The following is a 24,672-nucleotide window of genomic DNA, read 5'->3' as shown; positions in this document are numbered from 1 at the left end:
TATACATGGATGGTAAAAGGAGTGAGAAGATGAGACAGGTCGAAGTCTCTCCGTACCTTTACATCCGGCTGCGCCGGAGGGCCCAGATTCGTAAAGGCAGCTTCGTACGTCTAGGCGATATCGCTCAGATGATTGTGGAGCCCGAATATGAAGAAAGGCTGAACCAACTCAACATTTATAAGTCGCGGCATGAAGACGGGAATCGCGTATTAATTGATATGATGCTGATCGTGCGCAAAGTAAAAGAACAATTCCCGGAGCTCCAAATTGAACATTTCGGCGAACCGCATGTGCTGCTTGAAATTTACACGGATAACAAGAAGCCAAGTCCTATGTTAATCGGGGTAGTCTGGTTGCTTCTATTTATTGGTTCAGGCCTTGCCATCATGAATTTTCATGCGGACGTAAGCATGATGCAAGTGCATCAGAGAATTTATGAGCTGCTTACCGGTTCTAGAGTCGAGCATCCGCTCATACTTCAAATTCCGTATTCGATAGGCATCGGAGTAGGGATGGTCATATTTTTTAACCATCTGTTCAAAAAGAAGTTCAATGAGGAGCCCAGTCCGTTAGAAGTGGAAATGTTTATGTATCAAGAAAATGTGAATCACTACGTTATTACGGAAGAATACGGAAAGATACACGAAAGGAATGAAATGAAGTGATTACGCAGATCGGCGAAGCGGCTTTGGCAGCTTTCATCGGCCTTGCGGGAGGCATCGCGGTCGGAAGCGGCATGGTTGCTTTCCTTGTGGTCCTTGACATTATTCCGCGTCTTGTGCAAATCACACATACTCACAAACAAATTCATACGTATGAAGCTGCGGTAGTTGCGGGGTCACTAGCATTCACCTGGATTGATCTCAGTGAAGTGCATTTCCACCTATTTCCGTTAAGCGCTTCGTTATTCGGTATGTTTGCAGGTTGCTTTGTCGGCATGCTCGCCGCTGCCTTAACGGAGATTATCAATGTACTGCCTATTCTTGCTAAGAGGGTGGGCATGGGCTCCTATATGATCCTTTTGCTTATGGCCATGATTTTCGGCAAGGTGGCGGGCTCCATCTTTGAATGGCTATTCTATTAAGGGATTTTATGAAGCGAACAACGTAAGGAGGACAAGTGATGAAAGTGATCGTGAGAAAGGGAGAAATTAAAAAAGGCCAGCAAGGTGCTGAGCAGAAATATTCTGTTGATGAAAATGGAAATTTACAGCCCTATGAACCTGAAATCGATATGACTGAAGAAGAAAAAGCACTCAAGGTTCAGGAGAATATTCCGGATCGTCTTCAGGATGTTCAGAGAGTGCTGGAAGAGCGGGTTGGTTTAAACAAAAGCTTCGATCTAGTCATGAGAGAGATGGTGTTCGGCAATAAGCGCGTCGGGATGTTTTACTGCAACGGCTTTGCCAAGGATACGGTGCTAACGGATATCATTACAAGACTCTCTTACGCTCCTTCCGAAAGTATGGAGGAGAATACGGTACAAGCCTTAACCGATCTCTTGATTCCGCACATACAGGTGAAATCTTACGAAAAGATGTCCGAAATCGTCGGACAAGTGCTTATGGGCGGTACCGCCTTCTTTATTGAAGGGGAGACCCAAGCCATTGCTGTGGACGCGAAAAACTATCCGGTTCGGTCCATTGCAGAACCCGATCTGGAGCGGGTTGTAAGGGGATCGAGAGACGGCTTTGTAGAAACGCTGCTGACGAACGTGACCTTGATCCGTAGACGCTTGCGGGATGAAAGATTGAAGCTGGAAATCATGCAAGTGGGGAAAAGGACGAAGACGGATATCTGCGTCTGTTATATCAATGACATAGCCGACGCCAATCTCGTAGAATCTGTGAAAGATAAAATCAAGAAGGTCGAGATCGATGGTCTGCCCCTTGCTGAAAAGCAACTGGAAGAAGCATTTATCAACAAGGGCTGGAATCCTTATCCGATGGTTAGGTATTCAGAGAGACCTGATGTCGTGTCAGCGCATTTGCTGGAGGGGCACCTTGTCGTGCTAGTGGATACGTCGCCGAGTGCGATGATCATGCCGACGACCTTTTTCCATCATGTGCAGCATGCTGAAGAATATAGGCAAACCCCGTTTATCGGCACCTATCTCCGTTGGGTTCGCTTCACTGGAATTATGGCATCGTTATTCCTGCTTCCGCTTTGGTTTCTGATGGTGCAGGATCCATCACTCAAACCGGCAGGATTGGAATTTATCGGGCCGCAAAAGAAAGCCATTTGCCAGTGTTTTTACAATTCCTCCTGGCTGACATCGGGATAGACTTGATGAGGATGGCGGCGGTTCATACACCGACTCCACTGGCGACTGCAATGGGCCTCGTTGCTGCTATTCTCATTGGAGATATTGCGGTCAAGACAGGTTTGTTTATCAATGAAGTCATTTTGTATCTGGCCGTAGCATCCATCGGAATGTTCGCGACACCAAGCTATGAGCTTAGCTTGGCGAATCGGATATCAAGATTGATTCTGCTTATTGCTGTAGCGATCTTTAAAGTCCCAGGCTTGGTTGTAGGCTCTACGATATGGCTGCTGCTGCTGGCCACTAGAAGATCCTACAACACTCCTTATATGTGGCCGCTTATTCCTTTCAATGCAAAAGGCTTCTTTGCAATTTTGGTGCGGCGTCCTGTGCTGTCAGGAAAGACGCGCCTGAGCATCACAAAGCCGATCGACGGTACGCGCCAACCGAAAAAGAAGTAGGAAATATGAAATCAAGGATACGAACGAGTAGAAGAGATGGGGGCATAGCCGCCCATTTCTTTTTATTGCCTGCGCCTGTATTGTCAAAAGCATTTGCATTATGATACTTTTAATTGTAATGCACATAAGGAAGAGGGGAAACAGGAGCTATGTATTTACACGGTACTAGCAAAATAAACAATAAAGGCCACCTCGAAATCGGCGGTGTCGACGCAACAGCTCTTGTCAGCGAATACGGCACGCCGTTATATGTTTTTGACGAAGCGTTGGTCAGACAGCGCTGCCGTGAATTTGTGAGCGCTTTTCAAGCGTCGGGGCTTAAATACCAGGTTGCATACGCAAGTAAAGCATTCATGGTGATGGCGATGTGCCGCATTGTTGAGGAAGAGGGCATGTCACTGGATGTCGTATCCGATGGTGAATTATATACGGCACTGCAAGCAGGTTTTCCAGCCGAACGTATTCATTTCCACGGAAACAACAAAACACCGGAAGAGATTGAAATGGCAATCGACGCCAGAATCGGCTGCTTTGTTGTAGACAACTTCGACGAGCTGCAGCTGCTCAATGCCATTGCAGGTGAAAAACGCCAAAAAGTAAACATTCTGCTGCGCATCACGCCCGGTGTGGAGGCGCACACTCACGAATATATTTCAACGGGACAAACTGACTCTAAATTCGGCTTCGATTTGGGGAACGGATCGGCGTTTCGTGCCATTAAAGAAGCTTCTGAGCAAGCACATCTGCAGCTTCTGGGAGTTCATTCCCACATTGGCTCCCAGATCTTTGAGGTGGAAGGATTCCGTATGGCGGCTGAGAAAGTAGCTGCATTTGCCGTTGAGGTGCGCAAGGAGCTAAGTGTGATCTTCCCTGTAATCAATCTGGGCGGAGGCTTCGGCATCCGTTATATGGAAGGAGATACACCACTTCCGGTTGCTGTATATGTAAAGGCAATAACTGACGCGATTAAAGAAAACTTCGGAGCGAACGATTATCCGCTTCCAGAGATTTGGGTCGAGCCGGGCCGCAGCATTGTAGGCGATGCCGGCACAACGCTTTACACGATCGGTACTACAAAGGACATTCCAGGTGTTCGTAAATATATAGCGGTGAACGGAGGCATGACCGATAACCCGCGGCCTGCCCTCTACGAATCGGAGTATGAGGCGATGCTGGCGAACCGGGCAACCGAACAACCGGAGGAGGTTGTCTCCATTGCAGGCAAATGCTGCGAAAGCGGAGATATGCTGATTTGGGACATCCAATTACCAAAAGTTCACGTTGGCGATGTGCTCGCGGTATCCTGCACAGGAGCTTATAACTATGCTATGGCAAGTAATTATAACCGCATACGTCGACCGGCTGTCGTCTTTGTTAAAGACGGTCAGAGTGATTTGGTTGTCAAACGTGAAACGTACAATGATATCGTTGGAAATGATGTCATTCCAGAACGAATGAAGCAAGTAAGCAAATCGGTTAGCTCATAAGGAATGAGGCTTTATCTACAAATTGGAGACTGCGCCAAAAGCAGTCTCTTTGCCTTTTTATGTGATGATTCAGCAGGCATAAACCCCTCTATGATCGAGCATAGTAACAATCGATTCGATAGATCAAAGGAGGAATGGACATGACATCGAGCAGAAATCATCAAGGCGCCCATGGGATTGGTCAAATCGAAAAACAGCTGAATCAACAGGCACAAGCGGCAGAGCTTATTCAGGGAGCTTGTGAAGCAGACCAGCATATACTTGCAGCTGCCAATCAGCAGGGATCATCGTTAGATGACATTATCGAGGTGCAAAACACGTAGCGAATAAATTATGGCATGCTGCCGGCTTAGCTCTATAGGACCGGCAGCTTTCATACATAAAGAAAAGGCGAGACATCTTCAGTGGGGAAGATGTACTCGCACAAATGAGGAGTTACATGGAGGAATTATGAAATCGTAGATAAGACAAGACGGGAGTGGAAGACTTTGGACGGAGGCTGTTGCTCATTAGTGTCCAATTGCTCCTGAAGCTGTTTTTTCCAAGCTTCAAGCGTGTCTGAGGAAATGCCTAATTGAAAGGCAATACGTTCACATTCGAGAATCTGCATGAAAGTTTCCTCCAGAAAAATCAAAAAGACCATCTTAGAAACAGAAGATGGCCGGTTGCACTACTAAGCTCCAACGTTTCCAAAGTGCCCAGATAAAAGAAACGTTTTCATCGCTTTCCATATATTAGCATCAGTTACATCATCAGTATAACAAAACGATCCATTCATTTCTGTGTGATATTTCACAAAAATTAGGGTAAGTGGCAGAAATGCTAACATCGTAGAGTGAACGGCAAACCGGTAAATTTGTGAAACGGATGCTTTCATAGTACAATAGGTTATTATTGTCTAAAGGAGTGGACCTTACATGGCCAAACAAGCAAAAATTACACTCGCCGGTGGCGAACAAGTCGTGATCGATCTATTTGAAAAGGATGCTCCGAACACAGTTGCGAACTTCGAGAAGCTTGCAAATGACGGTTTCTATAACGGTCTTGTGTTTCATCGCGTAATTCCTGGCTTCGTTGCACAAGGCGGTTGCCCGACTGGAACAGGAACAGGCGGTCCTGGCTACCAAATCAATTGCGAAATTAACCCTAACAAGCATGAGCGCGGCACATTGGCTATGGCTCACGCCGGCCGTAACACAGGCGGAAGCCAGTTCTACATTTGCTACCAACCCCAGCCACACCTCGACGGCCAACATACCGTATTTGGTAAAGTGGTCAAAGGTATGGAATATGTCGATGCATTTAAGGGCAGAGACAAAATGGAAAAAGTAGAAATCGTAGAAGTGTAAAAATAAAAATTACAGTATAGACAGGAAACACCTTCCTTTGTATACTGAACATATTGTGTATACCTTCGGGGCGGGGTGAAATTCCCCACCGGCGGTGATATGTCCTATACGGCGCAAGCAGTTAGGGCATTCAGTCCGTGACCCGTATTGAAGCGTTTAGCGTTATTTTTGCGACAGCTTCTCTGCGGCTGACCCGGTGTAATTCCGGGACCGACAGTATAGTCTGGATGGGAGAAGGGTGAACCACGATTATAGGTTCGATACACGTGTATGTTTTTTCCGTATGTAATCATCCGGGCAGTTCGTCTTTAGTGACGAAGTGGTTCCCGTTTTTTTAGCTTACCGGAAAAACGCTTGCACGTTTCATCGCAGCTTATTTCGTGCTGATCTGATCTTATAATGGCCCCTATCCAACTCTGGACGGGGCTTTTTGTTTTGTTTTGAAAGCGAAGGGGTGAGAAATGTTCCGTGAAGCTGTTAGATGATGAATCTTACATGCGTTTGGCACTTCAAATGGCAGAAAGCGCCTTAGGTCAGACCGGCATTAATCCGGTGGTTGGCTGCATCCTGGTTAAGGATGGACGCATTATCGGCATGGGCGCGCACTTGAAGCGCGGCCAAGGGCATGCCGAAGTCCTCGCTCTGCAGATGGCCGGCGAGGAGGCCAAGGGCTGCACGGCTTACGTCACACTGGAGCCGTGCAGCCACTACGGACGGACGCCGCCCTGCAGCGATCGGCTCATTGAAGCCGGCGTCGCCCGCGTCGTCGTCGCCGGGATGGACCCGAACCCGCAGGTAGCCGAGTTCGGGAATCGAGAAGCTGCGCGCTCACGGTATTGAGGTGAGCGTTGGGCTTCTCGAGCAGGAAGCCGCCTCGATCAACGAGGCGTTCCGTAAGTATATCGTCACGAAGCAGCCCTTCGTGACGCTCAAGACGGCGAGCACGCTGGACGGCAAGGTCGCCTCGCGCATCGGCGACAGCAAGTGGATCACGGGCGAAGCGTCCCGCGCTGTCGTGCATGCCCTGCGCCACCGGCATCAGGGCATCATGGTCGGCGTGCAGACCGTCATCGCCGACGACCCGCTGCTCAGCGCGCGCGGCGACGTACCGGCTGTGCAGCCGGTACGGATCGTCGCAGACTCGCTGCTGCGCACCCCTCTCGGCGCCCGTGTGCTGCAGGAGCAGGATCGTCAGCCGACGATCCTGCTCGCCAGCGCACAGGCGCCGGCGGAACGCCGCGCCGCGCTGGAAGCGCGCGGCGTGACGGTGCTCACCTGCGGCAGCGGCCCGCAGGTGGATTTGACACTCGCCATGCGGCTGCTGGGCGAGCGGGAGATCGGCTCCATCCTCCTCGAGGGTGGAGGTGTCCTGAACGGCGCCATGATTGAACGGCGCCTGGTCGATAAGCTGGTGCTGTTCTTTGCACCGAAGATTATCGGAGGCGGCGCAGCCGCACCGGACAATATCAGCTTCGAAGGCTTCGAGCTGATGAGAGACGCATTGACGCTTGACCGCGTGAAGGTCGAGCAGTTCGGTCAAGATGTATGCTTGACCGGATATCCGGTCTATGAAAGTGGGGAGTAATCGTGTTTACCGGAATCATTGAGGAAATCGGCAGCATGCGCCGTATCCATAGTCAAGGTCAAGCTATGGTACTAACGATTGGGGCTAATAAAGTGCTCAAGGATGTGAAATTGGGTGACAGCATAGCCGTGAATGGCGTATGCTTAACGGTGGTTTCATTTGACTCTGACTCCTTCTCTGTCGATGTCATGCCCGAAACGTACCGCAAGACAAATTTGCGCACGCTGCAATCCGGAGCACGGGTTAATCTGGAACGCGCCATGGCGGCAAATGGCCGATTCGGAGGTCATATCGTGCAAGGACATGTCGATACGACTGCAGTAATCGTGTCCCGTAAGCCGGAAGAGAATGCGGTGGTGTACCGGTTCGAGCCGGAGGATAAGGACTTCTTTAAATACATGCTGCCAAGTGGTTCAATCACCATTGACGGTATTAGCTTGACAATTGTGGAGGTAACGGATGCCTATGCTTCCGTGTCGATTATACCCCATACGTTGTCACAAACGGTGCTGGAGGATAAACATCCCGGTGATACCGTCAACATCGAGTGTGATGTGCTTGGTAAATATATGGAACGGCTGTTGTTCTTCGGTCAGTCCGATAAAACGGGAAAGAAAAAATCCGCATTAACCGCTGATTTTTTAGCTGAACACGGCTTTATGTGATTGATGAAAACCAAACAAGGAGGAGGGGGACCTATGACAGATATTCAGTTCGATAAAATTGAAGAAGCGATCTACGACCTCATGATGGGCAAAGTTATTATCGTTGTCGATGACGAAGACCGTGAGAATGAAGGAGACTTCATTGCACTAGCTGATAAAGCCACACCTGAAGTCATTAATTTCATGATCAAGGAAGGACGGGGGCTCGTATGTGTGCCGATCACCGAAGAACGTGCACAAGAGCTGGATTTGCCTCCCATGGTGTCACGCAATACGGATTATCATGGGACGGCTTTTACCGTCTCGGTAGATCATGTTGAAACCAGTACGGGGATTTCCGCTCACGAGCGTTCTAGAACCGTTCAGGCTTTGATTGATCCAAAAACAAAGCCGCATGAGTTTCGTCGCCCCGGACACATTTTTCCGCTGATCGCCAAAAAAGGCGGTGTTCTGCGCAGAGCAGGCCACACGGAAGCGGCTGTGGATCTCGCCAGAATGTGCGGGTCTTATCCGGCTGCTGTGATTTGCGAGGTGATTAAGGAAGACGGTTCGATGGCGCGTGTTCCTGATCTGATGGAAGTAGCCGCTCAGCACCAGATGCGGATCATTACAATCCAGGATTTGATTCATTACCGCAATCAGAAAGAGAAGCTGGTAGAGAGAGAGGTTGAGATTAAGCTCCCTACCGACTTTGGAACTTTTAAAGCGATCGCATACACCAATCAGCTGGATAACAAGGAGCATATCGCTCTTGTCAAAGGAACGATCGATTCATCGCGTCCCACATTAGTAAGGGTTCACTCAGAATGCTTGACGGGCGATATTTTCCATTCTCACCGCTGCGATTGCGGTCCCCAGCTCGAAGCAGCATTAAAACAGATTGATGAAGAGGGCTGTGGTGTATTATTATATATGCGACAGGAAGGCCGTGGAATCGGACTCATCAACAAATTGAAGGCTTATGCGCTTCAAGAGCAGGGATTGGATACGGTAGAAGCGAATATAAAGCTTGGATTTGCCCCTGACTTGAGGGATTATGGCATCGGCGCGCAAATTTTGAAGGATCTTGGCGTACGCCAGCTGCGGCTTTTGACGAACAATCCGCGCAAAATCCGCGGTTTGGAAGGCTACGGGCTTGAGGTGGTTGAGCGCGTACCGATTCAAATGGAAAGCAAGGAGCATAATCTCAATTATTTGCACACGAAGCAGCAAAAATTAGGCCACATGCTGAAGTTTCACGAATCCGGCAGCGGCATTTAATACGAAACAGTAGAGCAACAGGACATTAGAAAATAAAGAAAGGGAGTATCTCTCATGGCTAAAATTTACGAAGGACATTTAGTTTCCCAAAATTTAAAATACGGAATTGTTGTAGGACGATTCAACGAATTCATTACCTCTAAGCTTCTTGGAGGCGCTCAAGATGCTCTGAAGAGACATGGCGTGCAAGACGATGAGGTCGAAATTGCTTGGGTTCCTGGTGCATTCGAAATTCCGCTAATTGCGCAAAAAATGGCCGAAAGCGGAAAGTACGACGCGGTTATTACGTTGGGAACGGTAATTCGCGGCTCCACGCCTCACTTTGATTATGTATGTAATGAAGTGGCCAAAGGGGTATCCGCGATCTCGCTAAAAACCGGAATTCCTACTATCTTCGGAGTGCTGACGACGGATTCCATTGAACAAGCGGTGGAGCGCGCAGGTACGAAAGCAGGGAATAAAGGCTGGGAAGCTGCGGTAACAGCAATTGAAATGGCGAATTTAACCAAACAGTTCAGTTCCTAATGACATCTTATTTCCATTTGGAAACCTTGCTTCCCAGGCTGGTTGCCTTCCTGATTGCCATGACGGTCCATGATGCTTCGCATTTGTTTACTGCATGGCTTCTAGGAGACCGCAGCGCCCGGGAGCATTATAAATTATCGCTGAACCCCTTGGCGCGTCTAGACGCCCTGGGGCTTGCGATGGTTTTATTCGGACCTTACGGCTGGTCAAAATCTTTGACGATCCGTAAAGAACACTTCCAAAAGTACCCCCGTCTGTATCATACACTCGTTTATGCCGCAGGTCCGCTATCCAATTTGCTGCTCGTATTCTTTTTTTGGTGGCTTTATTTCTACCTTCCCGCTTGGGATACAGGCAAGATCGAAAACTTTTCTATTGAAATGTGGAAGGTTTACATTCAGTACGGTATCATTGTGAATGTCATGCTTGTTCTTATACATATTTTACCTTTATACCCGCTTGACGGGTGGCATATTGTGCGTGGCTTATTACCTGCACAGAAACAAGGCTGGTTTCAACGAAATGAACGTTACGGGCTGCTGCTCGTTTTGATATTATTAATAACGCCGATCGGCCAATGGGCCCTGGAACATGTGTATCCGGTTGCAGCGCAGGCAGTGATGAATGTATTTTCATTGTAAATGAAGGGGGAACAACATGGATGAAAGTGACATATAAGCTCGCCGCCTTTGAAGGCCCCCTTGATGTGCTGCTGCATCTGATTGATAAGAATGAACTAGATATATATAATATTCCGATTAAAGAGATCACCGATCAATACTTGGAATTTGTACAAGCTATGCAGGAGCTGGAGCTGGAGGTTACGAGTGAATTTCTGGTCATGGCTGCAACGCTGCTTTCCATTAAGAGCCGAATGCTGCTGCCGAAGCCTCCTGTCATTGAATTTGAGGATGAATACTACGATGAATTCGACGATGAGCTTGATCCGCGCGCAGAGCTCGTACAGAAGCTGATTGAGTATCGTAAATATAAATCGATAGCGGACATGTTACGCGATAAAGAAGTAGAACGCAGTAGAGTATTTACAAGAGAGCCTGAGGACCTGACACCATTTTTGCCTGAAATTCAGGAAAACCCGGTTGAGGGACTGGATGTTGCCGATTTGCTAATCGCCTTCCAGCGCACTTTGCGGAAGCTGACCAATCGTAATACGGTCGCCAAAATACGCAGAGATGAAATTTCAGTCAAGGAGCGTATGGGAGAGGTGGTCAGCCTGCTCAAATCTAAGGGTGGGAAATTGTTATTCTCCAAGCTGTTTGATTTCGAAATGACGCGTGAGGAAATCGTAGTTACATTTCTGGCAATTCTCGAACTGATGAAGGTGAAGAAAATCGTATGCTTTCAGCACAAGCTGTTTGAAGACATCGTGATCCATGCTAAAGAGGAGGGACCTGACATTGACACTCAATATTCAGCAGACGAAATCCGTTATTGAAGGGCTGCTCTTTGCTTCCGGAGACGAAGGACTAGATATCAAGCAGCTGGCAGAAGTGCTGGAATTGGATGCTTACTTGGTGAAAGATATGATTCAGGATATGCGGAAAGACTTCAAGCGAAAAGGACGGGGCATCCAAATCGTTGAAGTGGCAGGTTCTTATCAGTTAACTACCCTTGCGGAGCACGCTCCCTATTTTGAGAGGTTGGCTTATACACCTTCCAGGTCATCGCTTTCACAGGCTGCGTTGGAAACGTTATCTATTATTGCGTATAAGCAGCCGATTACCCGAGTAGAGATTGAAGAAATCCGCGGCGTGAAGTGCGACAGGGCGCTGCAGACACTCATGGCCAAAGACTTGATTGAGGAGGTAGGCCGGGCTGAAGCCGTGGGCAGACCTATTTTATATGGAACATCCAAACAGTTTCTGGAGTATTTCGGTCTGAACTCGTTGCAGGAGCTCCCTGACTCTACGAGCTTTCAAGCTGGAATTGACTTGGAAGAGGAGACAAGGATGCTTTTTGATCGGTTGGACGGCCAACAAATGACTTTTGAAGATATGAAAAAAGAAGACATGTAGACACCTATGACATAACTCTCTAATAAGACCATCGCGATTGGGCACGAAGCTCTGCAGCAGATGGTTTTTTTGCATGTTGCAGTAAGCTTGGATGCATTCCCCTTCAAATTGCAGGCTATACTAACCATGCGAGAAATCCTTTGTTAAGGCAGATATTACTCTTGCAGTTAGAGTTCGTGGTCAAGCAACTAGTCAAGCAACTAGCTATGTGAGGAGGGACTGATGTCTTGTTCTGGATCGGAGCAGCCTGTATTTTGTTGATCATCGTCTTGATTGCTGTCCTATCGAGCCAAATATACGGTGATTTTTATTTTTCCCGAGTGAAGGACAACGATCAGCTCTTCGTTGAAATTCGGGCTTTGTTTGGAATCGTTCGATTCCGCTATGTGATTCCGGTTATTCAGTTCAAGGGACTTCATAAGGGGGTTCTGGTGAAAACGGAGGCTGTGAATCAAACACAGGCTTCATTAGAAGGGCAGGCCAAGGAACACATCACGAAAGAAAAAGTTTTAGAATTTTTCAAGAATGCCAAAGTCATCTTGGAGCACACAGCTCAATTGTACGACTGGATGAAAAAGACGATTGCTAAGGCGCAAGTTACACACTTATCTTGGATAACGCGTGTCGGTGTGGGCGATGCGCCGGAAACTGCGATAACTACAGGTGCCATCTGGGCTATTAAATCTTCGCTTCTTGGCTTCGGCATCCGTTTTATTCAAATGCTGTCAAAGCCGAAGGTAGCAGTTACCCCTCAATATAATGCAACCTATTTTTCAACCGAATTCGTATGTAAGGGCCGCATTCGCACATGGCATGTCATGTGGGCGGGTATCGCGCTAGTCATTCGCATCTCCAAAGTGAAGGGAGGACTTCGGGTTTGGTACGAAATGCTTAGAAAGCCTCGAATGAAGCCTGCTTCGTAAGCTTACATAATTCCACTTAGGGATGGTTAACCTAATCTTGCTTATCACTACATGTTTTCGACAGGAGGAATATGAAAATGTCTGAACATCCAATCCAAGGTCTTATGAAAGTAGCAATGGAAAATATTAAAGAAATGGTAGACGTAAATACGATAGTAGGCGATCCGGTAGAAACCCCTGACGGCAGTGTGATTATGCCAATCTCCAAAGTTGGCTTCGGTTTCGCCGCAGGCGGCAGTGAGTTTACTACTGACTCTGAAATTGAAATTGAGGGCAACTCGGTAAACCGCAATGACGCGCTTAATGCCAAAGTCGCACTTCCTTTTGGCGGCGGTAGCGGCGGTGGTGTTTCCATTACTCCAATTGCTTTCTTGGTTGTAGGGAAAAGCGGTGTAAAAGTCGTTCCTCTCGATAATCAAACTCATATTCTGGAACGCTTGATTGATTCGGCACCCCAGGTTGTTGACAAGATTCAAAGTATGATGAAGGGGACTGCAAGCAAGTCCACCGGCACATTGTCCACCGCAGGTGCATCCGGCTCCACGAATGTTACGAACATCGAAAATCAGAACTTTATTGTATAATCAGGCTTATGGCGGCTGTCCTCAGGGACAGCTTTTTTTTATGGAAGTATAAGTTACATACGTTTGCTTCACATGAACCTTGACAATAACGATCGTCCTGTTTGGACGAAGAAATCGTTTCCTCGATGAATTTCTTCCGAGCAGGACCATCGGGAATATGAAAATAAGAGCCTGGACATATCCTGAAGTGCATCGCATATACTTGTACAAAGTTTTGTCAGTCCTACTCATAACCAGAGGGATGGCCGGCCATGCAGCTGTCCACTAGGAAAACAGGTCTAAGTTTCATAACTGTAGGAGGAAAAACATGAAGAGAAATTGGTTGGTAACATTGTTGTGTTCCGTGCTCATGATGATAGGCCTTATTCCCATGCAAATCGTGGAGGCTGCACCGCCTAAGATTGGTACAAATGCAGTTGGCGCTGCGCTGATTGATGTAGAATCCGGGCGTATTTTGTACAGCCAGCAAGGGGACGTTCCGATGCGGATTGCAAGCTTAACAAAAATTATGACGGCAATTGTGGCAATTGAGAACGGAAACTTGGACGATAAGGTAAAGGTAAGTAAAACAGCCTTTGGCAAAGAGGGCTCCTCGATTTATTTGAAGCTGGGGGAAGAGATGACACTTCACAATATGCTGTACGGCTTGATGCTTCGTTCGGGTAACGATGCGGCCACTGCGATTGCCGAGCATGTAGGAGGCAGTGTAGACGGATTTATATACATGATGAATGAGAAAGCAAAAATGCTCGGGATGGAGCATTCGAATTTCAACAATCCGTCCGGTTTGGACGAAAATGGAGGGAATCAGTCCAGTTCGAACGATATGGCGAAGCTGACCGCATATGCGCTTAAAAATCCGACGTTTCAGGAGATTGTCAGCACCAAAATCAAAAAAGTACCAAATCCCAATGAAAGTTGGGATTACACATGGCTGAATAAGAACAAGATGCTCGGGATGTTTGATGGAGCCGACGGCGTGAAAACCGGATATACGAAGCTTGCCAAACGATGCCTTGTCTCCTCAGCAACCCGAAACGGTCAGCAGCTTGCGGTTGTTACATTGAATGACCCTAATGACTGGGCTGATCACGCGAGATTGTTGGAGTATGGCTTTGAGTACTATCCGCTGCAGAAGCTGGTTTTAAAAGGGGATGCGGTACCAGGCCAAACATGGGTAGTGGGAAGAACGGTTTCGTATCCCTTGGCAGAGGGAGAGAGCACGAAAATCACGAAGAAAGTTGCCGTTGTAAACCCGGATAGTACAGCGTACCGTTTGGGAGATCGAGGTGTTCTCCAACTCTACATGAATGACAGGCTCATTAGCACGACGCCTTTGTTTGAACCTGGAAGCACGCGATTAAATCAGCAGGATCAATCGGTGTTCCAATTCTCAGAGCCTTATCAAGGGACCTGGGTATCCCGATACGGGTTGCTGCTCAGGATGCTGCTCCAGGAGCTGTTCTCCGTCTCCGGTGCAGGATGAACGATTAAAGGGAGGCCTGGCGCATGGTTAACTGGATTTGGTTGTTTTTTATCGTAGCGGGATTTGTGGTTGCGGCAGCAACCGGAAATGTGGAGGCAGTCACGCAGGCTGCCTTCGACGGTGCGAAAAGCGGCGTTACAGTTTGCTTTGGTTTGATCAGCATTCTTGTTTTTTGGCTCGGTATGATGAGAATTGCAGAGGATGCAGGATTATTATCGAAGCTGGCTGTCTTGTTGAGACCGCTTGTCCGCTTCCTGTTTCCTGGTGTTCCGAAGAACCACCCAGCGATTGGCTACATCATGTCCAATATGAGCGCGAATATTCTCGGGCTTGGGAATGCGGCGACACCGATGGGAATTAAAGCGATGCAGGAGCTGCAAAAGCTGAATGCCAATAAAGAAACGGCAAGTCCCGCCATGTGTACGCTTCTGGCGCTCAACACATCGAGCATTACGCTGATTCCAACCACCCTGATTGCCATCCGGATGAATTATAATTCCGTAAACCCGGCGGAGATCGTAGGCACAACGTTAATCGCGACTGCCATCTCCACCGCGGCGGCTATACTGGTTGACCGATGGTACCGAAAACGATCAAGCTTGTCCGGCTCATAAGTCCCACTTTCCTGTTGAAAGGATGATACTCCGTGTATTCGATCGTCTCAATCATTTCTGCATGGGCCATTCCGGTCATGATCGTCTTCATTCCTTTATTCGCCGCCTATCGAAAAGTGCCGGTATATGAATCCTTTGTGGACGGAGCTAAGGAAGGCTTTGACACAGCGATCAAGATTATTCCGCATCTCGTAGGAATGATGGTCGCAATTTCGGTCTTCCGTGCTTCAGGTGCGATGGATATGCTAATTGGGTGGATGCGTCCTTTCTTCGAAAGCATGGGCATTCCTACAGAGGTCCTTCCTCTTGCGATCCTGCGCCCCATTACCGGAGCGGGATCACTAGCGTTCACGACAGATTTGATCCAGCAATTTGGACCGGATTCTATGATTGGCAGAATCGCCTCTACTGTACAAGGCAGTACGGATACCACGCTGTATGTTATCACCGTTTATTTTGGCGCGATTGGCATCCGCAAAGCGGGTTATGCACTAAAAGTCGGTCTGATCTCGGATCTGGTCGGCTTCATAGCTTCGATCTTCATTTGCTACTTGGTCTTCGCCTAGAACTCCTTGCTCTTGTGATTTTCGACATAAATCGTTATCATTAGCTTTGAGGTGAAAGCGGAGCATGGAAAGACTGCAAAAAGTGTTAGCGGAAGCGGGGATCGCTTCACGCCGTAAGAGTGAAGAAATCATCCTAGCGGGCCGTGTTCAGGTAAATGGGGAAGTGGTAACGCAGCTTGGCGTGAAGGTAAACCCGGAACAGGATGAAATTAAAGTGGACGGACGTACCATCAATCAGCAGAAGAAGCTGTATTTGATGTTGAATAAACCGAAAGGCGTCATCACGAGTGCGACCGACCCCGGCGGTCGTAAGGTCGTCACAGATTTCTTGCCGGGGATTAGGGAACGCGTATATCCGGTCGGCCGATTGGACTACGATACCGAAGGACTGCTGCTTCTGACCAATGACGGGGAATTTGCACATCTCTTGACACATCCGAAGCATCATGTACCTAAAACTTATCAGGCTACCGTTAAAGGTGTACCGCACGGAACCCTGCTGGACAAGCTTAGAAACGGCATTGAGCTGGAGGATGGCATGACGTCGCCTGCAGAAGTGGAGTACGCGGATGTCAATCCTGAAAAGAATGAATCGGTTGTCGAAATCACCATCTACGAGGGCAGAAATCGACAAGTGCGGCGGATGTTTGAGGCGATTTCATTCCCCGTGATCAAGCTTAAACGTATTAAATTCGGTCCTATCTTTTTGACCGGTTTGCCGCGGGGCAAGTACCGCCATCTGACGGCTGGTGAAGTCAAAGAGCTCGTGGAAGCGGCTAACCAGACACATAATATTCAAAAAGGCCAATAGTGTTTGGCCTTCTTTTCGTTATAATGAATTTAGAAACGTTTGTGAAATGGATTACAATGTGAATAATGAAGGTGATGACAATCATGGGTGCAAATAAGAAATGGGTACAAATCGGTATCTTTGCCATTGTACTCGTTATTGGCGTGTTTACCATTATCACAAATTTGTCTGCATCGGACAGCAAAAAATACCCGCAAGAAGGGGATAAAGCTGTCGATTTTTCGTTGGTCGGGCTGGATGGCAAGACGCACCAATTGTCGGATTATAAGGGCAAGCCCGTGCTGGTGAATTTTTGGGGGACGTTCTGTCCTCCTTGCAAAGAGGAAATGCCTTCGCTACAGAAAATGTATGAGAAGTGGAGCCAAAAAGGAGTTGTGTTCCTGGAGGTTAACGTGGACAAGAACAAAGTCACGGTTCAGGGCTTCATGGATCAATACAGCTTGAACCTGCCGGTGCTGCTGGATGCCAAGGAAGAAGTGCGTAAGAAGTATGGCGTCATGGACTACCCCACAACTTTCTTTGTTGATTCAGAGGGGAGAGTCGCGGTGAAGCGAATCGGTCAGATGGATGAAGCTTATATAGATCAGACACTGTCCTCGCTTACTGGAGCCAAATAATCAAAAGAACCAATTGAACAAGCAAGTTTTCCTCGCAGAAAACTTCGAGGAGGTACATCATGTTTACCAATACGAAATGTGAGTGCGGGCACCAGAATCATATTGGCACCACGCTTTGTGAAGCCTGCGGGAAGCCCTTGGAGGATGCGGATGGCAGTGAGATTCTCGAAATGCGTTATGACGGTATGGCCAGGCGTTCGCAAAAAGCAAACCCGTCTATCCTGGATAGGGTCTGGAATTTCTTCTCTTCGGTAAAAATAGCCGTATATATCATTGCTGCAACTGTATTGGCTTCCGCTGTAGGGACCATATACCCGCAAGAGAATACGTTTCTCGACATGGATCCGGCCGCGTATTATGAACAAAACTATGGAACGTTAGGAACGATTTATTATAAGCTTGGACTGTCCCATACCTTCAATTCCTGGTGGTTCATTACTCTGCTTTTCATGATCGGCACCTCGCTGGTCATATGCAGCTTAGATCGCGTGCTGCCGCTATACAAGGCATTATCGAAGCAGCAAATACGTAAACACATCAGCTTTTTAACTAGGCAAAAGGTAACTTACTCCGGTCAAATGCCGGAAGGTCAAGAAGAGGTTCAGTGGACTAGCCAAATGGCTGAAGCACTTCGCAAGAAGCATTATCGAGTACATACGGATGAAAGCGGTACGGCTCTTCTAGCGGAAAAATACCGGTTCAGCCGCTGGGGACCGTATATTAATCACATCGGATTGATTATTTTTTTGCTCGGTGTGCTAATGAGAAGCATTCCCGGTTGGCACATGGATCAATACATGGGGATTCTTGAAGGGGAGACTAAACAGATTCCTCACACCTCTTATTATTTGAAAAATGAGAAGTTTACGCTTGAATTGTATGACGATAACGCGCTTCCGCAAAGCATCAAGGATAAAGGACAGATTGTTCCTAAGACTTACGAAACACAAGCTGTACTCTACCATTGTACGGCAAACTGCGACGACCCTACGAAAGAGCCGGTGCTGGAAGAGGTACATCGCTCCAACATTCTCGTCAACGAACCGCTGGACTATAAGGGGCTAAAAGCCTATCAATTCGATTATAGGCAATCACTTCAGCTTATCTCTGTGAAACCGACGCTCAGTAATCCTCAGACGGGTGAAGTATACGGATCGTTCGAACTTCCCATGAACAATCCGAAGGATGAATACCAAGCTGGACCTTATAAACTCAAGCTGAAAGGGTACTTCCCAGAATTTGGCATTGACGAAAAGGGACAGCCGATCAGTAAGTCCAATGAACCGAAGGCGCCAGCCTTTATCTTTAGTATATCCGGTCCAGGACTTGCCGAGGGGGAGAGCCTTATATGTATTTCCCTCGTCAGATTGATAAAGAAGCATTCAGTCAAGATTCCATCAACGGAGCGATCAGTGAAAAGCTGAATTTGGCTGTAGGATCGATGGAAGGCGTAAAATTCTCGGAATACACGTCCTTTTTAAATATCCGCGTCGATAAAGCGATGCCGTATATTTGGGTAGGTGCGGCCATCTTTATGATCGGTGTCATTATGGGCTTTTATTGGCAGCACCGCCGGATTTGGCTGCGTATCGATGACGGTAAGCTGACTATGGGGGCGCACACCAATAAAAACTGGTTTGGCCTTCGAAATGAAGTTGCCGCAGTTTTTAATAAAAATCATATTCCTATAGAACCGAAAACTTTGGATCGAGGAGGGAAGCAGGAGTGAATCTCAGTTCCGTCAGCAGCACGTTTTTGCTTATCGCATTTTTTGTTTATATAGCGGCATTCCTGCTCTTTGTCATTTCCATTACAGGGAAGACATGGAGCAATAGAAAGCCTGAAGAGCATACGAAACGTTGGGGATTTGTCGCTTTTGCCGTTTCCGTGCTCGGATTTGTCTGCCAAGCCACTTTCTTTTTTACGAGATGGTATGAGGCTGGTCATATCCCGACTTCTAATATGTATGAATTTATGACCTTTCTAGGCATGATGATTATGCTGGCCTTTCTCATTATTTATTTAATTTATCGTACGCCGGTGTTGGGCGTGTTTGCATTACCGATCGGCTTCATTATGATTGCATATGCTTCCGTGTTTCCGAGCGAAGTTCAGCCATTGATTCCTGCCCTGCAGAGCTACTGGTTGAAAATTCACGTTACGACGGCTGCGGCTGGGGAAGCGTTCTTCGGAGTTGGCTTCGCAGGAGGGCTCATGTACCTGCTTCGCACCGTTAATTACTCAGGTACTTCCAAGAGCGAAAAAAAGAACAGCGTTGGGTAGAGTTCACGCTTTTCTTTATCCTGATGCTGGTTGCTTTCATCGGCTCGATTTTTTCCTTTCATGCCTCGGGCTACAAAGCGGTGTTTACTAAAGATGTTACCGCTACCGATGCGACAGGCGCTTCAGTTACGAATAAACAGAGTGATCTCTATGTGCTGCCTCCTATCGTGAAGCCTCATGGAGCGGAGGTGACGGAGATGACACCGTTCCTTGGAATGACCAAGCCTTTGTTTGAAGCTCCTTCATGGATGGAAGGCGCTAGCGCTGGACGTAAGCTGAACACGGTTATCTGGTCCATCCTGTTGGGGCTCATTCTATATGGGCTTGCTCGGCTGGTGGCGCGTAAACCGTTAGGAGCTACGATTAGTCCCATTTTGAAGGGGATGGATCCGGAAGACCTGGATGAAATCAGCTATCGGGCTATTGCGATCGGTTACCCGGTCTTTACGCTCGGAGCGTTGATCTTCGCTATGATCTGGGCACAGGAAGCATGGGGCAGATTCTGGGGATGGGATCCTAAAGAGGTCTGGGCTCTGATCACCTGGTTGTTCTATGCGGTTGTCCTGCATCTTCGTCTGTCTCGAGGCTGGCAGGGTAAGCGTTCCGCGTGGCTCTGCGTCATCGGGTTTCTAGTTGTTATGTTTACACTTGTCGGGGTGAACCTGGTCATCGCAGGTTTACATTCCTACGCAGGCGTTTAATGTTCTCGTTATGAATGAAAATGAAGTCGGGAATAGGATGTGAAGGATATGGAATTGAATGCAAGTATTTTAGTAGTAGATGACGAAGAACGGATCCGCAGACTGCTGCGCATGTACCTGGAAAAGGAGGGCTACATCATCGAAGAGGCTGAAGACGGTGAAACAGCGCTTCGTATGGCCGTGGATTCGGATTACGATTTGATTTTGCTCGATGTCATGCTGCCCGGTATTGATGGTATCGAAGTATGCGCAAGACTCCGTCAAGTCAAGTCTACACCGGTTATTATGCTTACAGCTAAGGGCGAAGAGACGAACCGGGTCAGCGGGTTTGAGGTCGGTGCGGATGACTATGTAGTTAAGCCGTTCAGTCCGCGTGAAGTGATATATCGGGTGAAAGCTATTCTTCGACGCTCTTCGGCGACCGCGTATCTATCTAAGGATGCTAGCTCGAGCAACAACATTGTATTTCCAAATCTCGTAATCGAGCATGACGCTCACCGCGTAACCGCTGGGGGGCAAGAGGTGGCGCTAACACCTAAGGAATATGAGCTCCTGCATTACCTGGCGGTTTCGCCGGACAAGGTCTTCTCCCGCGAAGAGCTGCTGAAGGACGTATGGAATTACGAGTTTTTTGGTGATCTTCGTACGGTAGATACCCATGTCAAGCGTTTGCGTGAAAAATTAAACAAAGTATCCCCGGATGCTGCAGCTATGATCACAACGGTGTGGGGAGTAGGCTATAAGCTAGAGGTGCCCAAATAAAGTGTTTATCTTTCGATCGGTTGTAGGAAAGCTGTGGATTACGATTATTGGCCTAGTTGCGGTAGTACTGCTCATACTGGGCTTTTTTCTTGTTAATTATATGGAAAATTATTTTTCTCAAGCGAAGGACCAGAAGAACGATATTCAGAAGCTGGCCAACCAATTTTCGCTTGAGGCGACGAGGCATTTGGATGATTTAAAGTTCTATCAGCTGAGTAACGAGCTTCTGAGCTTGCAGGATGCCAGAATGCTGCTGGTTAAAAGCAACTATGAAGAGATGTCCATCCCGGTTAGTGCAGACAGTAGTGTAGCGTCATATCATGCATCGGATTTTTTTAGCGAAGATGAACTCAAACAGGTTATGGAATCACAAACGATCATCAAACAAATCGGCAGAGATGAAAGCGGCAAGTTCCTGACCGGTACGGAGTATCTGGCGGCAGCGGTACCGCTGCGTGACCAGCAAGGCGGTATTCAAGGAGCCGTAGTGCTCTACCAATCGCTGCAATCTCTAGAAGCAACACAATGGTATATGCTCAAGTTGTTTGTGTATGTGTCTATTGTAGGGTTTCTCATGACTACGTTCTTTGCTTTCTTTTTATTTTCAAGAATTACAAGGCCCCTTCAGCAGCTTAAGAAGGCTGCCGATTTAATCACAATGGGTGAGTACGGTACACGTGTTCCGATCATGTCCAAGGATGAAATTGGAGAGCTGGCCAAGACGTTCAATCATATGGGAGAAAAGCTGAGGGAAAGCATCAAGGAGCTAAGTGAGGAGAAAGAGCATCTATCCAGCGTGCTTCGAAGTATGACGGACGCCGTTATTACACTAGATGCGGAGGGGACGGTCATTTTGACCAATCCGCAGGGGAACAAGATCGTTCAGGAATGGAGCGAAATCGAGTGGGAGGATGACATCGTTACGCGGCCCATCAAGCAGGACACGGCGCTTGGAGATTGGGGGCTGACAAGTCTCAGCCTGCCATCGGGGGAGCCGATTCCGGTTCCATTGATTCCTTTATTCGAAGCTGTTGTAGCTGAGCCCTCCGAAACCGCATCGAAGCTTCATGTACAGAATGGCGTCTGGTCCGTGGCGATGACCCCGCTGTACTCGCGGGATCAAGTGCGAGGCGCGGTAGCGGTGCTTCGCGACATTACCGAGGAGGAGCGGCTCGACAAGCTTCGCAAAGACTTCGTCGCGAACGTCTCCCATGAGCTGCGGACGCCGCTTTCCATGCTGCAGGGCTACAGTGAAGCCCTGCTGGATGATATTGCCGCGACGCCTGAGGAGCGCAAGGAGCTGGCGCAGGTCATTCACGACGAGTCGCTCCGCATGGGGCGGCTTGTGCGCGACCTGCTGGATCTGGCGAGGATGGAGGCCGGCCATCTCGAGCTGTACTTCAGGGAGGTCGAAGTCGACTCCCTGCTGCGCCGCATGCACCGCAAATTCTCGGTGCTGGCCAAAGAGCGCGGCATCTCGCTGAGCGCCGAGCTGCCGGAGACGCCCCTCATCCTGCGCAAGGCGGATGAGGACAGGCTCGAGCAGGTGCTGACGAACCTGCTCGACAACGCCTTCCGGCATACGGCCAGCGGGGCGCGTATCGCCGTTAAGGCAGGGCAGGCCGTCCTGCGGGAGCAGCCGGCCATCCGCATCGAGGTTAGCGATGCGGGGCAGGGAATACCGGCTGACGACCTGCCGTACATCTTTGAGCGCTTTTACAAGGCTGACAAAGCGCGTACGCGCGGCTCCTCCGGAGGGACGGGACTTGGTCTCGCTATCGTCAAAAACATCGTAGACGCCCACCAAGGAAGCGTTAGTGTGCAAAGTGCGCTGGGACAAGGCACGACCTTTACGATTTTGATTCCGTGTAACCCTAAAGCTGTATCATAATCAGTAAAGGAAATGTAATTGTTTTGAATTTCGGGAAGATAGCGAATTGCGCGACAATTCGACATGAAAAGAGGCGGCAGCGGGATTATTCCCCGCAGCCGCCTCTCTTTTTGTAGAATCTTCAAACAAAATCTTGTTGCTCGTGAAACATTCTGAAAATTTTGTATTATATCGTAAGCGCGCGAACGTTCACGATTTCGGCTTGTTTCGTCAATTCAGCAAGCACTTCGGCAGGAGCCGGCTTGTCGATCGTCAAGACCATGATCGCCGATCCGCCGATCACTTTACGACCTACTTGCATGGTTGCAATGTTAACATCGTTGCTGCCCAGCAGGGTACCTACGCGACCGATGATGCCTGGTTTGTCATTGTGGGAGATCAGCAGCAGATTACCTTCTGCAGCAAAGTCTACCGGATATTGATCGATACGGACGATACGCTCTCCGAAGCCTGCAAGCAGTGTGCCCGCCAACGTCTTTTCTTCCTGCTTCGTTTTCACAGTAACGGTCACCAGGTTGGTGAAGCTGCTTGAAGCATTCGACTGCTGAACGATGATGTTCACGCCGCGTGTTTTAGCTTGGTGCATGGCATTAACAATATTGATCGACTCCAGCTGCTTTTCGAACAGACCTTTCACAATGTAACGAGTGAGTGGGCTTGTATCTACATCGATCAATTCTCCGGCGTAGCTGATGACGATTTCGTTTACGGCGCCATGAGCGATTTGCCCCAAGATGCTGCCGATTTTTTCACCAAGACCGAAGTAAGGCTGCAGCTTATTCAGCACGTTAGCTGGAACAGGAGGCATGTTCACGGCGTTCTTGAACGGCTCGTTGCGCAGAATGTGCAGAACTTCTTCCGATACGTCAATCGCAACGTTCTCTTGTGCTTCGACGGTGGAAGCGCCAAGGTGAGGCGTTACAATAATTTTTGGATTGTTCAGGAACGGATGATCTTTTTGAGGCGGCTCGACTTCAAATACGTCAAATGCGGCGCCGGCTACGATTCCTTGGTCGATGGCTTCCACCAATGCCATTTCGTCAATAATGCCACCGCGTGCGCAGTTAATGATGCGAGCGCCTTTTTTCATGATTTCAAATTGCGGTTTGCCGATCAGGTGACGCGTCTCCGGAGTCAATGGAGTATGGACTGTAATAAAGTCAGCCTGGGCTGCAATTTCATTAACAGTTCCTAATTTTACACCCAGTTTTTCAGCGCGCTCTTCCGTTAAGAACGGATCGTAGCCGATGACATTCATGCCGAATACTTTCGCACGTTTCGCAACTTCACTTCCGATACGGCCCATTCCGAGGATACCGAGTGTTTTGTTGCGAAGCTCTACGCCGATAAATTTACGGTCCCACTCGCCGCCAACCGTTTTCTTGTAAGCTTGAGGAATAGAACGGGCTACGGACATCATCATAGCAAAAGTCAATTCACATGTAGCGATTGTGTTTCCATCCGGAGCATTAATAACAACGATACCGCGCTTGGTTGCAGCTTCCAGATCAATGTTATCGACGCCAACACCAGCACGTCCGATTACTTTCAGTTTGCCTGCTGCGTTCATGATTTTTTCTGTAACCTTTGTTTGGCTTCGCACTAGCAGCGCGTCGTATTCACCGATGATCGCAACGAGCTCGTCTTCGGAAAGACCAGGCTGCTTGACTACCTCAACATCGCTTGCATCGTAAAGCATTTGAATTCCCATGTCGCTGATTGGATCTGATACTAATACTTTGTACATGATTTCTCTTCCTCCTCAAGGTTTACGCTATCTAGTCTTGATATAAAAAAACTCCCA

At 48.3% G+C, this 24,672-nt stretch carries 22 protein-coding genes, 4 pseudogenes and 2 riboswitches; of the genes and pseudogenes, 24 read left to right on the top strand and 2 right to left on the bottom strand.

All coding sequences use genetic code 11. The features are described 5' to 3' along the window. Positions 1–29: 29 nt before the first annotated feature. The 5 genes and pseudogenes from L0M14_RS15000 to L0M14_RS14980 all read left to right on the top strand — a co-directional run bounded on the left by L0M14_RS15000 (position 30) and on the right by L0M14_RS14980 (position 4,533). Positions 30–665 carry a stage V sporulation protein AA gene (locus L0M14_RS15000; protein ID WP_235117542.1) on the top strand — a complete coding sequence of 212 codons (636 nt, stop codon included), beginning with the start codon at positions 30–32 and terminating at the stop codon, positions 663–665. Then, positions 662–1,084 carry a stage V sporulation protein AB gene (locus L0M14_RS14995; RefSeq protein ID WP_405030785.1) on the top strand — a complete coding sequence of 141 codons (423 nt, stop codon included), beginning with the start codon at positions 662–664 and terminating at the stop codon, positions 1,082–1,084. The genes L0M14_RS15000 and L0M14_RS14995 overlap by 4 nt, the downstream gene beginning before the upstream one ends. Before the next feature lie 38 nt (positions 1,085–1,122). After that, positions 1,123–2,723, top strand: a pseudogene (locus L0M14_RS14990) (spore germination protein). A 149-nt stretch (positions 2,724–2,872) separates the two neighbouring features. After that, the gene (gene lysA / locus L0M14_RS14985) at positions 2,873–4,210 is read left to right on the top strand and encodes a diaminopimelate decarboxylase (protein WP_235117541.1); all 1,338 of its coding nucleotides are present in this window, start codon (positions 2,873–2,875) and stop codon (positions 4,208–4,210) included. Positions 4,211–4,350: 140 nt separating this feature from the next. Beyond that, on the top strand, positions 4,351–4,533 hold the full coding sequence (locus tag L0M14_RS14980; protein WP_235117540.1) for a hypothetical protein: 183 nt from the start codon (positions 4,351–4,353) through the stop codon (positions 4,531–4,533). 125 nt (positions 4,534–4,658) lie between these two features. Here the strand turns inward: L0M14_RS14980 and L0M14_RS14975 are convergent, their stop codons facing one another. Next, positions 4,659–4,820, bottom strand: coding sequence for a hypothetical protein (locus tag L0M14_RS14975; RefSeq protein ID WP_235117539.1), 162 nt, complete (start codon positions 4,818–4,820; stop codon positions 4,659–4,661). A gap of 41 nt (positions 4,821–4,861) precedes the next feature. Further along, positions 4,862–4,947: riboswitch (cyclic di-GMP riboswitch) on the bottom strand. 180 nt (positions 4,948–5,127) lie between these two features. Here L0M14_RS14975 and L0M14_RS14970 point away from each other — a divergent pair. The 19 genes and pseudogenes from L0M14_RS14970 to L0M14_RS14880 all read left to right on the top strand — a co-directional run bounded on the left by L0M14_RS14970 (position 5,128) and on the right by L0M14_RS14880 (position 22,868). Beyond that, positions 5,128–5,559 carry a peptidylprolyl isomerase gene (locus L0M14_RS14970; RefSeq protein WP_235117538.1) on the top strand — a complete coding sequence of 144 codons (432 nt, stop codon included), beginning with the start codon at positions 5,128–5,130 and terminating at the stop codon, positions 5,557–5,559. 57 nt (positions 5,560–5,616) lie between these two features. Beyond that, a riboswitch (FMN riboswitch) is annotated at positions 5,617–5,802 on the top strand. Positions 5,803–6,054: 252 nt separating this feature from the next. Next, positions 6,055–7,144: pseudogene (gene ribD, locus L0M14_RS14965) on the top strand (bifunctional diaminohydroxyphosphoribosylaminopyrimidine deaminase/5-amino-6-(5-phosphoribosylamino)uracil reductase RibD). A 2-nt stretch (positions 7,145–7,146) separates the two neighbouring features. Next, positions 7,147–7,809, top strand: a complete 663-nt coding sequence (ribE, locus tag L0M14_RS14960; RefSeq protein WP_235117537.1) for a riboflavin synthase — start codon at positions 7,147–7,149, stop codon at positions 7,807–7,809. Between the two features lie 33 nt (positions 7,810–7,842). Beyond that, positions 7,843–9,069 carry a bifunctional 3,4-dihydroxy-2-butanone-4-phosphate synthase/GTP cyclohydrolase II gene (locus L0M14_RS14955; RefSeq protein WP_235117536.1) on the top strand — a complete coding sequence of 409 codons (1,227 nt, stop codon included), beginning with the start codon at positions 7,843–7,845 and terminating at the stop codon, positions 9,067–9,069. A 54-nt stretch (positions 9,070–9,123) separates the two neighbouring features. Next, positions 9,124–9,594: a 6,7-dimethyl-8-ribityllumazine synthase gene (ribH, locus tag L0M14_RS14950; RefSeq protein ID WP_235117535.1), complete on the top strand. Its 471-nt coding sequence runs from the start codon at positions 9,124–9,126 to the stop codon at positions 9,592–9,594. Beyond that, positions 9,594–10,235 carry a site-2 protease family protein gene (locus L0M14_RS14945; protein WP_235117534.1) on the top strand — a complete coding sequence of 214 codons (642 nt, stop codon included), beginning with the start codon at positions 9,594–9,596 and terminating at the stop codon, positions 10,233–10,235. The genes ribH and L0M14_RS14945 overlap by 1 nt, the downstream gene beginning before the upstream one ends. Positions 10,236–10,255: 20 nt before the next feature. Next, positions 10,256–11,050, top strand: coding sequence for a segregation and condensation protein A (locus L0M14_RS14940; RefSeq protein WP_235117533.1), 795 nt, complete (start codon positions 10,256–10,258; stop codon positions 11,048–11,050). Next, the gene (gene scpB / locus L0M14_RS14935; protein ID WP_235117532.1) at positions 11,013–11,630 is read left to right on the top strand and encodes an SMC-Scp complex subunit ScpB; all 618 of its coding nucleotides are present in this window, start codon (positions 11,013–11,015) and stop codon (positions 11,628–11,630) included. The genes L0M14_RS14940 and scpB overlap by 38 nt, the downstream gene beginning before the upstream one ends. 227 nt (positions 11,631–11,857) lie before the next feature. Further along, the gene (locus L0M14_RS14930) at positions 11,858–12,553 is read left to right on the top strand and encodes a DUF2953 domain-containing protein (protein WP_235117531.1); all 696 of its coding nucleotides are present in this window, start codon (positions 11,858–11,860) and stop codon (positions 12,551–12,553) included. Positions 12,554–12,630: 77 nt separating this feature from the next. Continuing rightward, positions 12,631–13,137: a GerW family sporulation protein gene (gene ytfJ, locus L0M14_RS14925; protein WP_235117530.1), complete on the top strand. Its 507-nt coding sequence runs from the start codon at positions 12,631–12,633 to the stop codon at positions 13,135–13,137. Positions 13,138–13,444: 307 nt separating this feature from the next. Further along, entirely contained in the window at positions 13,445–14,623 is a 1,179-nt protein-coding gene (locus tag L0M14_RS14920) for a D-alanyl-D-alanine carboxypeptidase family protein (RefSeq protein WP_235117529.1), read from the top strand. A 23-nt stretch (positions 14,624–14,646) separates the two neighbouring features. After that, positions 14,647–15,237, top strand: a complete 591-nt coding sequence (locus L0M14_RS14915) for a nucleoside recognition domain-containing protein (RefSeq protein ID WP_235117528.1) — start codon at positions 14,647–14,649, stop codon at positions 15,235–15,237. Positions 15,238–15,269: 32 nt separating this feature from the next. Continuing rightward, on the top strand, positions 15,270–15,803 hold the full coding sequence (locus L0M14_RS14910; RefSeq protein WP_311198711.1) for a spore maturation protein: 534 nt from the start codon (positions 15,270–15,272) through the stop codon (positions 15,801–15,803). Between the two features lie 64 nt (positions 15,804–15,867). Beyond that, a complete protein-coding gene (locus tag L0M14_RS14905) occupies positions 15,868–16,614 on the top strand; it encodes a pseudouridine synthase (RefSeq protein WP_235117527.1) in 747 nt (248 codons plus the stop codon). An 83-nt stretch (positions 16,615–16,697) separates the two neighbouring features. After that, a complete protein-coding gene (locus L0M14_RS14900; RefSeq protein WP_235117526.1) occupies positions 16,698–17,231 on the top strand; it encodes a redoxin domain-containing protein in 534 nt (177 codons plus the stop codon). A gap of 59 nt (positions 17,232–17,290) precedes the next feature. Further along, positions 17,291–18,960, top strand: a pseudogene (gene resB / locus L0M14_RS14895) (cytochrome c biogenesis protein ResB). Continuing rightward, a pseudogene (gene ccsA / locus L0M14_RS14890) lies at positions 18,957–20,215 on the top strand (cytochrome c biogenesis protein CcsA). The pseudogenes resB and ccsA overlap by 4 nt, the downstream one beginning before the upstream one ends. Before the next feature lie 48 nt (positions 20,216–20,263). Then, positions 20,264–20,977, top strand: coding sequence for a response regulator transcription factor (locus tag L0M14_RS14885; protein ID WP_235117525.1), 714 nt, complete (start codon positions 20,264–20,266; stop codon positions 20,975–20,977). A gap of 1 nt (position 20,978) precedes the next feature. Further along, positions 20,979–22,868: an ATP-binding protein gene (locus L0M14_RS14880; RefSeq protein WP_235117524.1), complete on the top strand. Its 1,890-nt coding sequence runs from the start codon at positions 20,979–20,981 to the stop codon at positions 22,866–22,868. 166 nt (positions 22,869–23,034) lie between these two features. Here L0M14_RS14880 and serA read toward each other — a convergent pair whose 3' ends face one another. Continuing rightward, positions 23,035–24,615: a phosphoglycerate dehydrogenase gene (serA, locus tag L0M14_RS14875; RefSeq protein WP_235117523.1), complete on the bottom strand. Its 1,581-nt coding sequence runs from the start codon at positions 24,613–24,615 to the stop codon at positions 23,035–23,037. Positions 24,616–24,672 lie beyond the last annotated feature (57 nt).

It is taken from the genome of Paenibacillus hexagrammi, from assembly GCF_021513275.1.
Lineage (GTDB): Bacteria > Bacillota > Bacilli > Paenibacillales > NBRC-103111 > Paenibacillus_E > Paenibacillus_E hexagrammi.
Note: the sequence above shows the minus strand (reverse complement) of the source record. Positions and strands in the feature narration are given on the sequence as shown.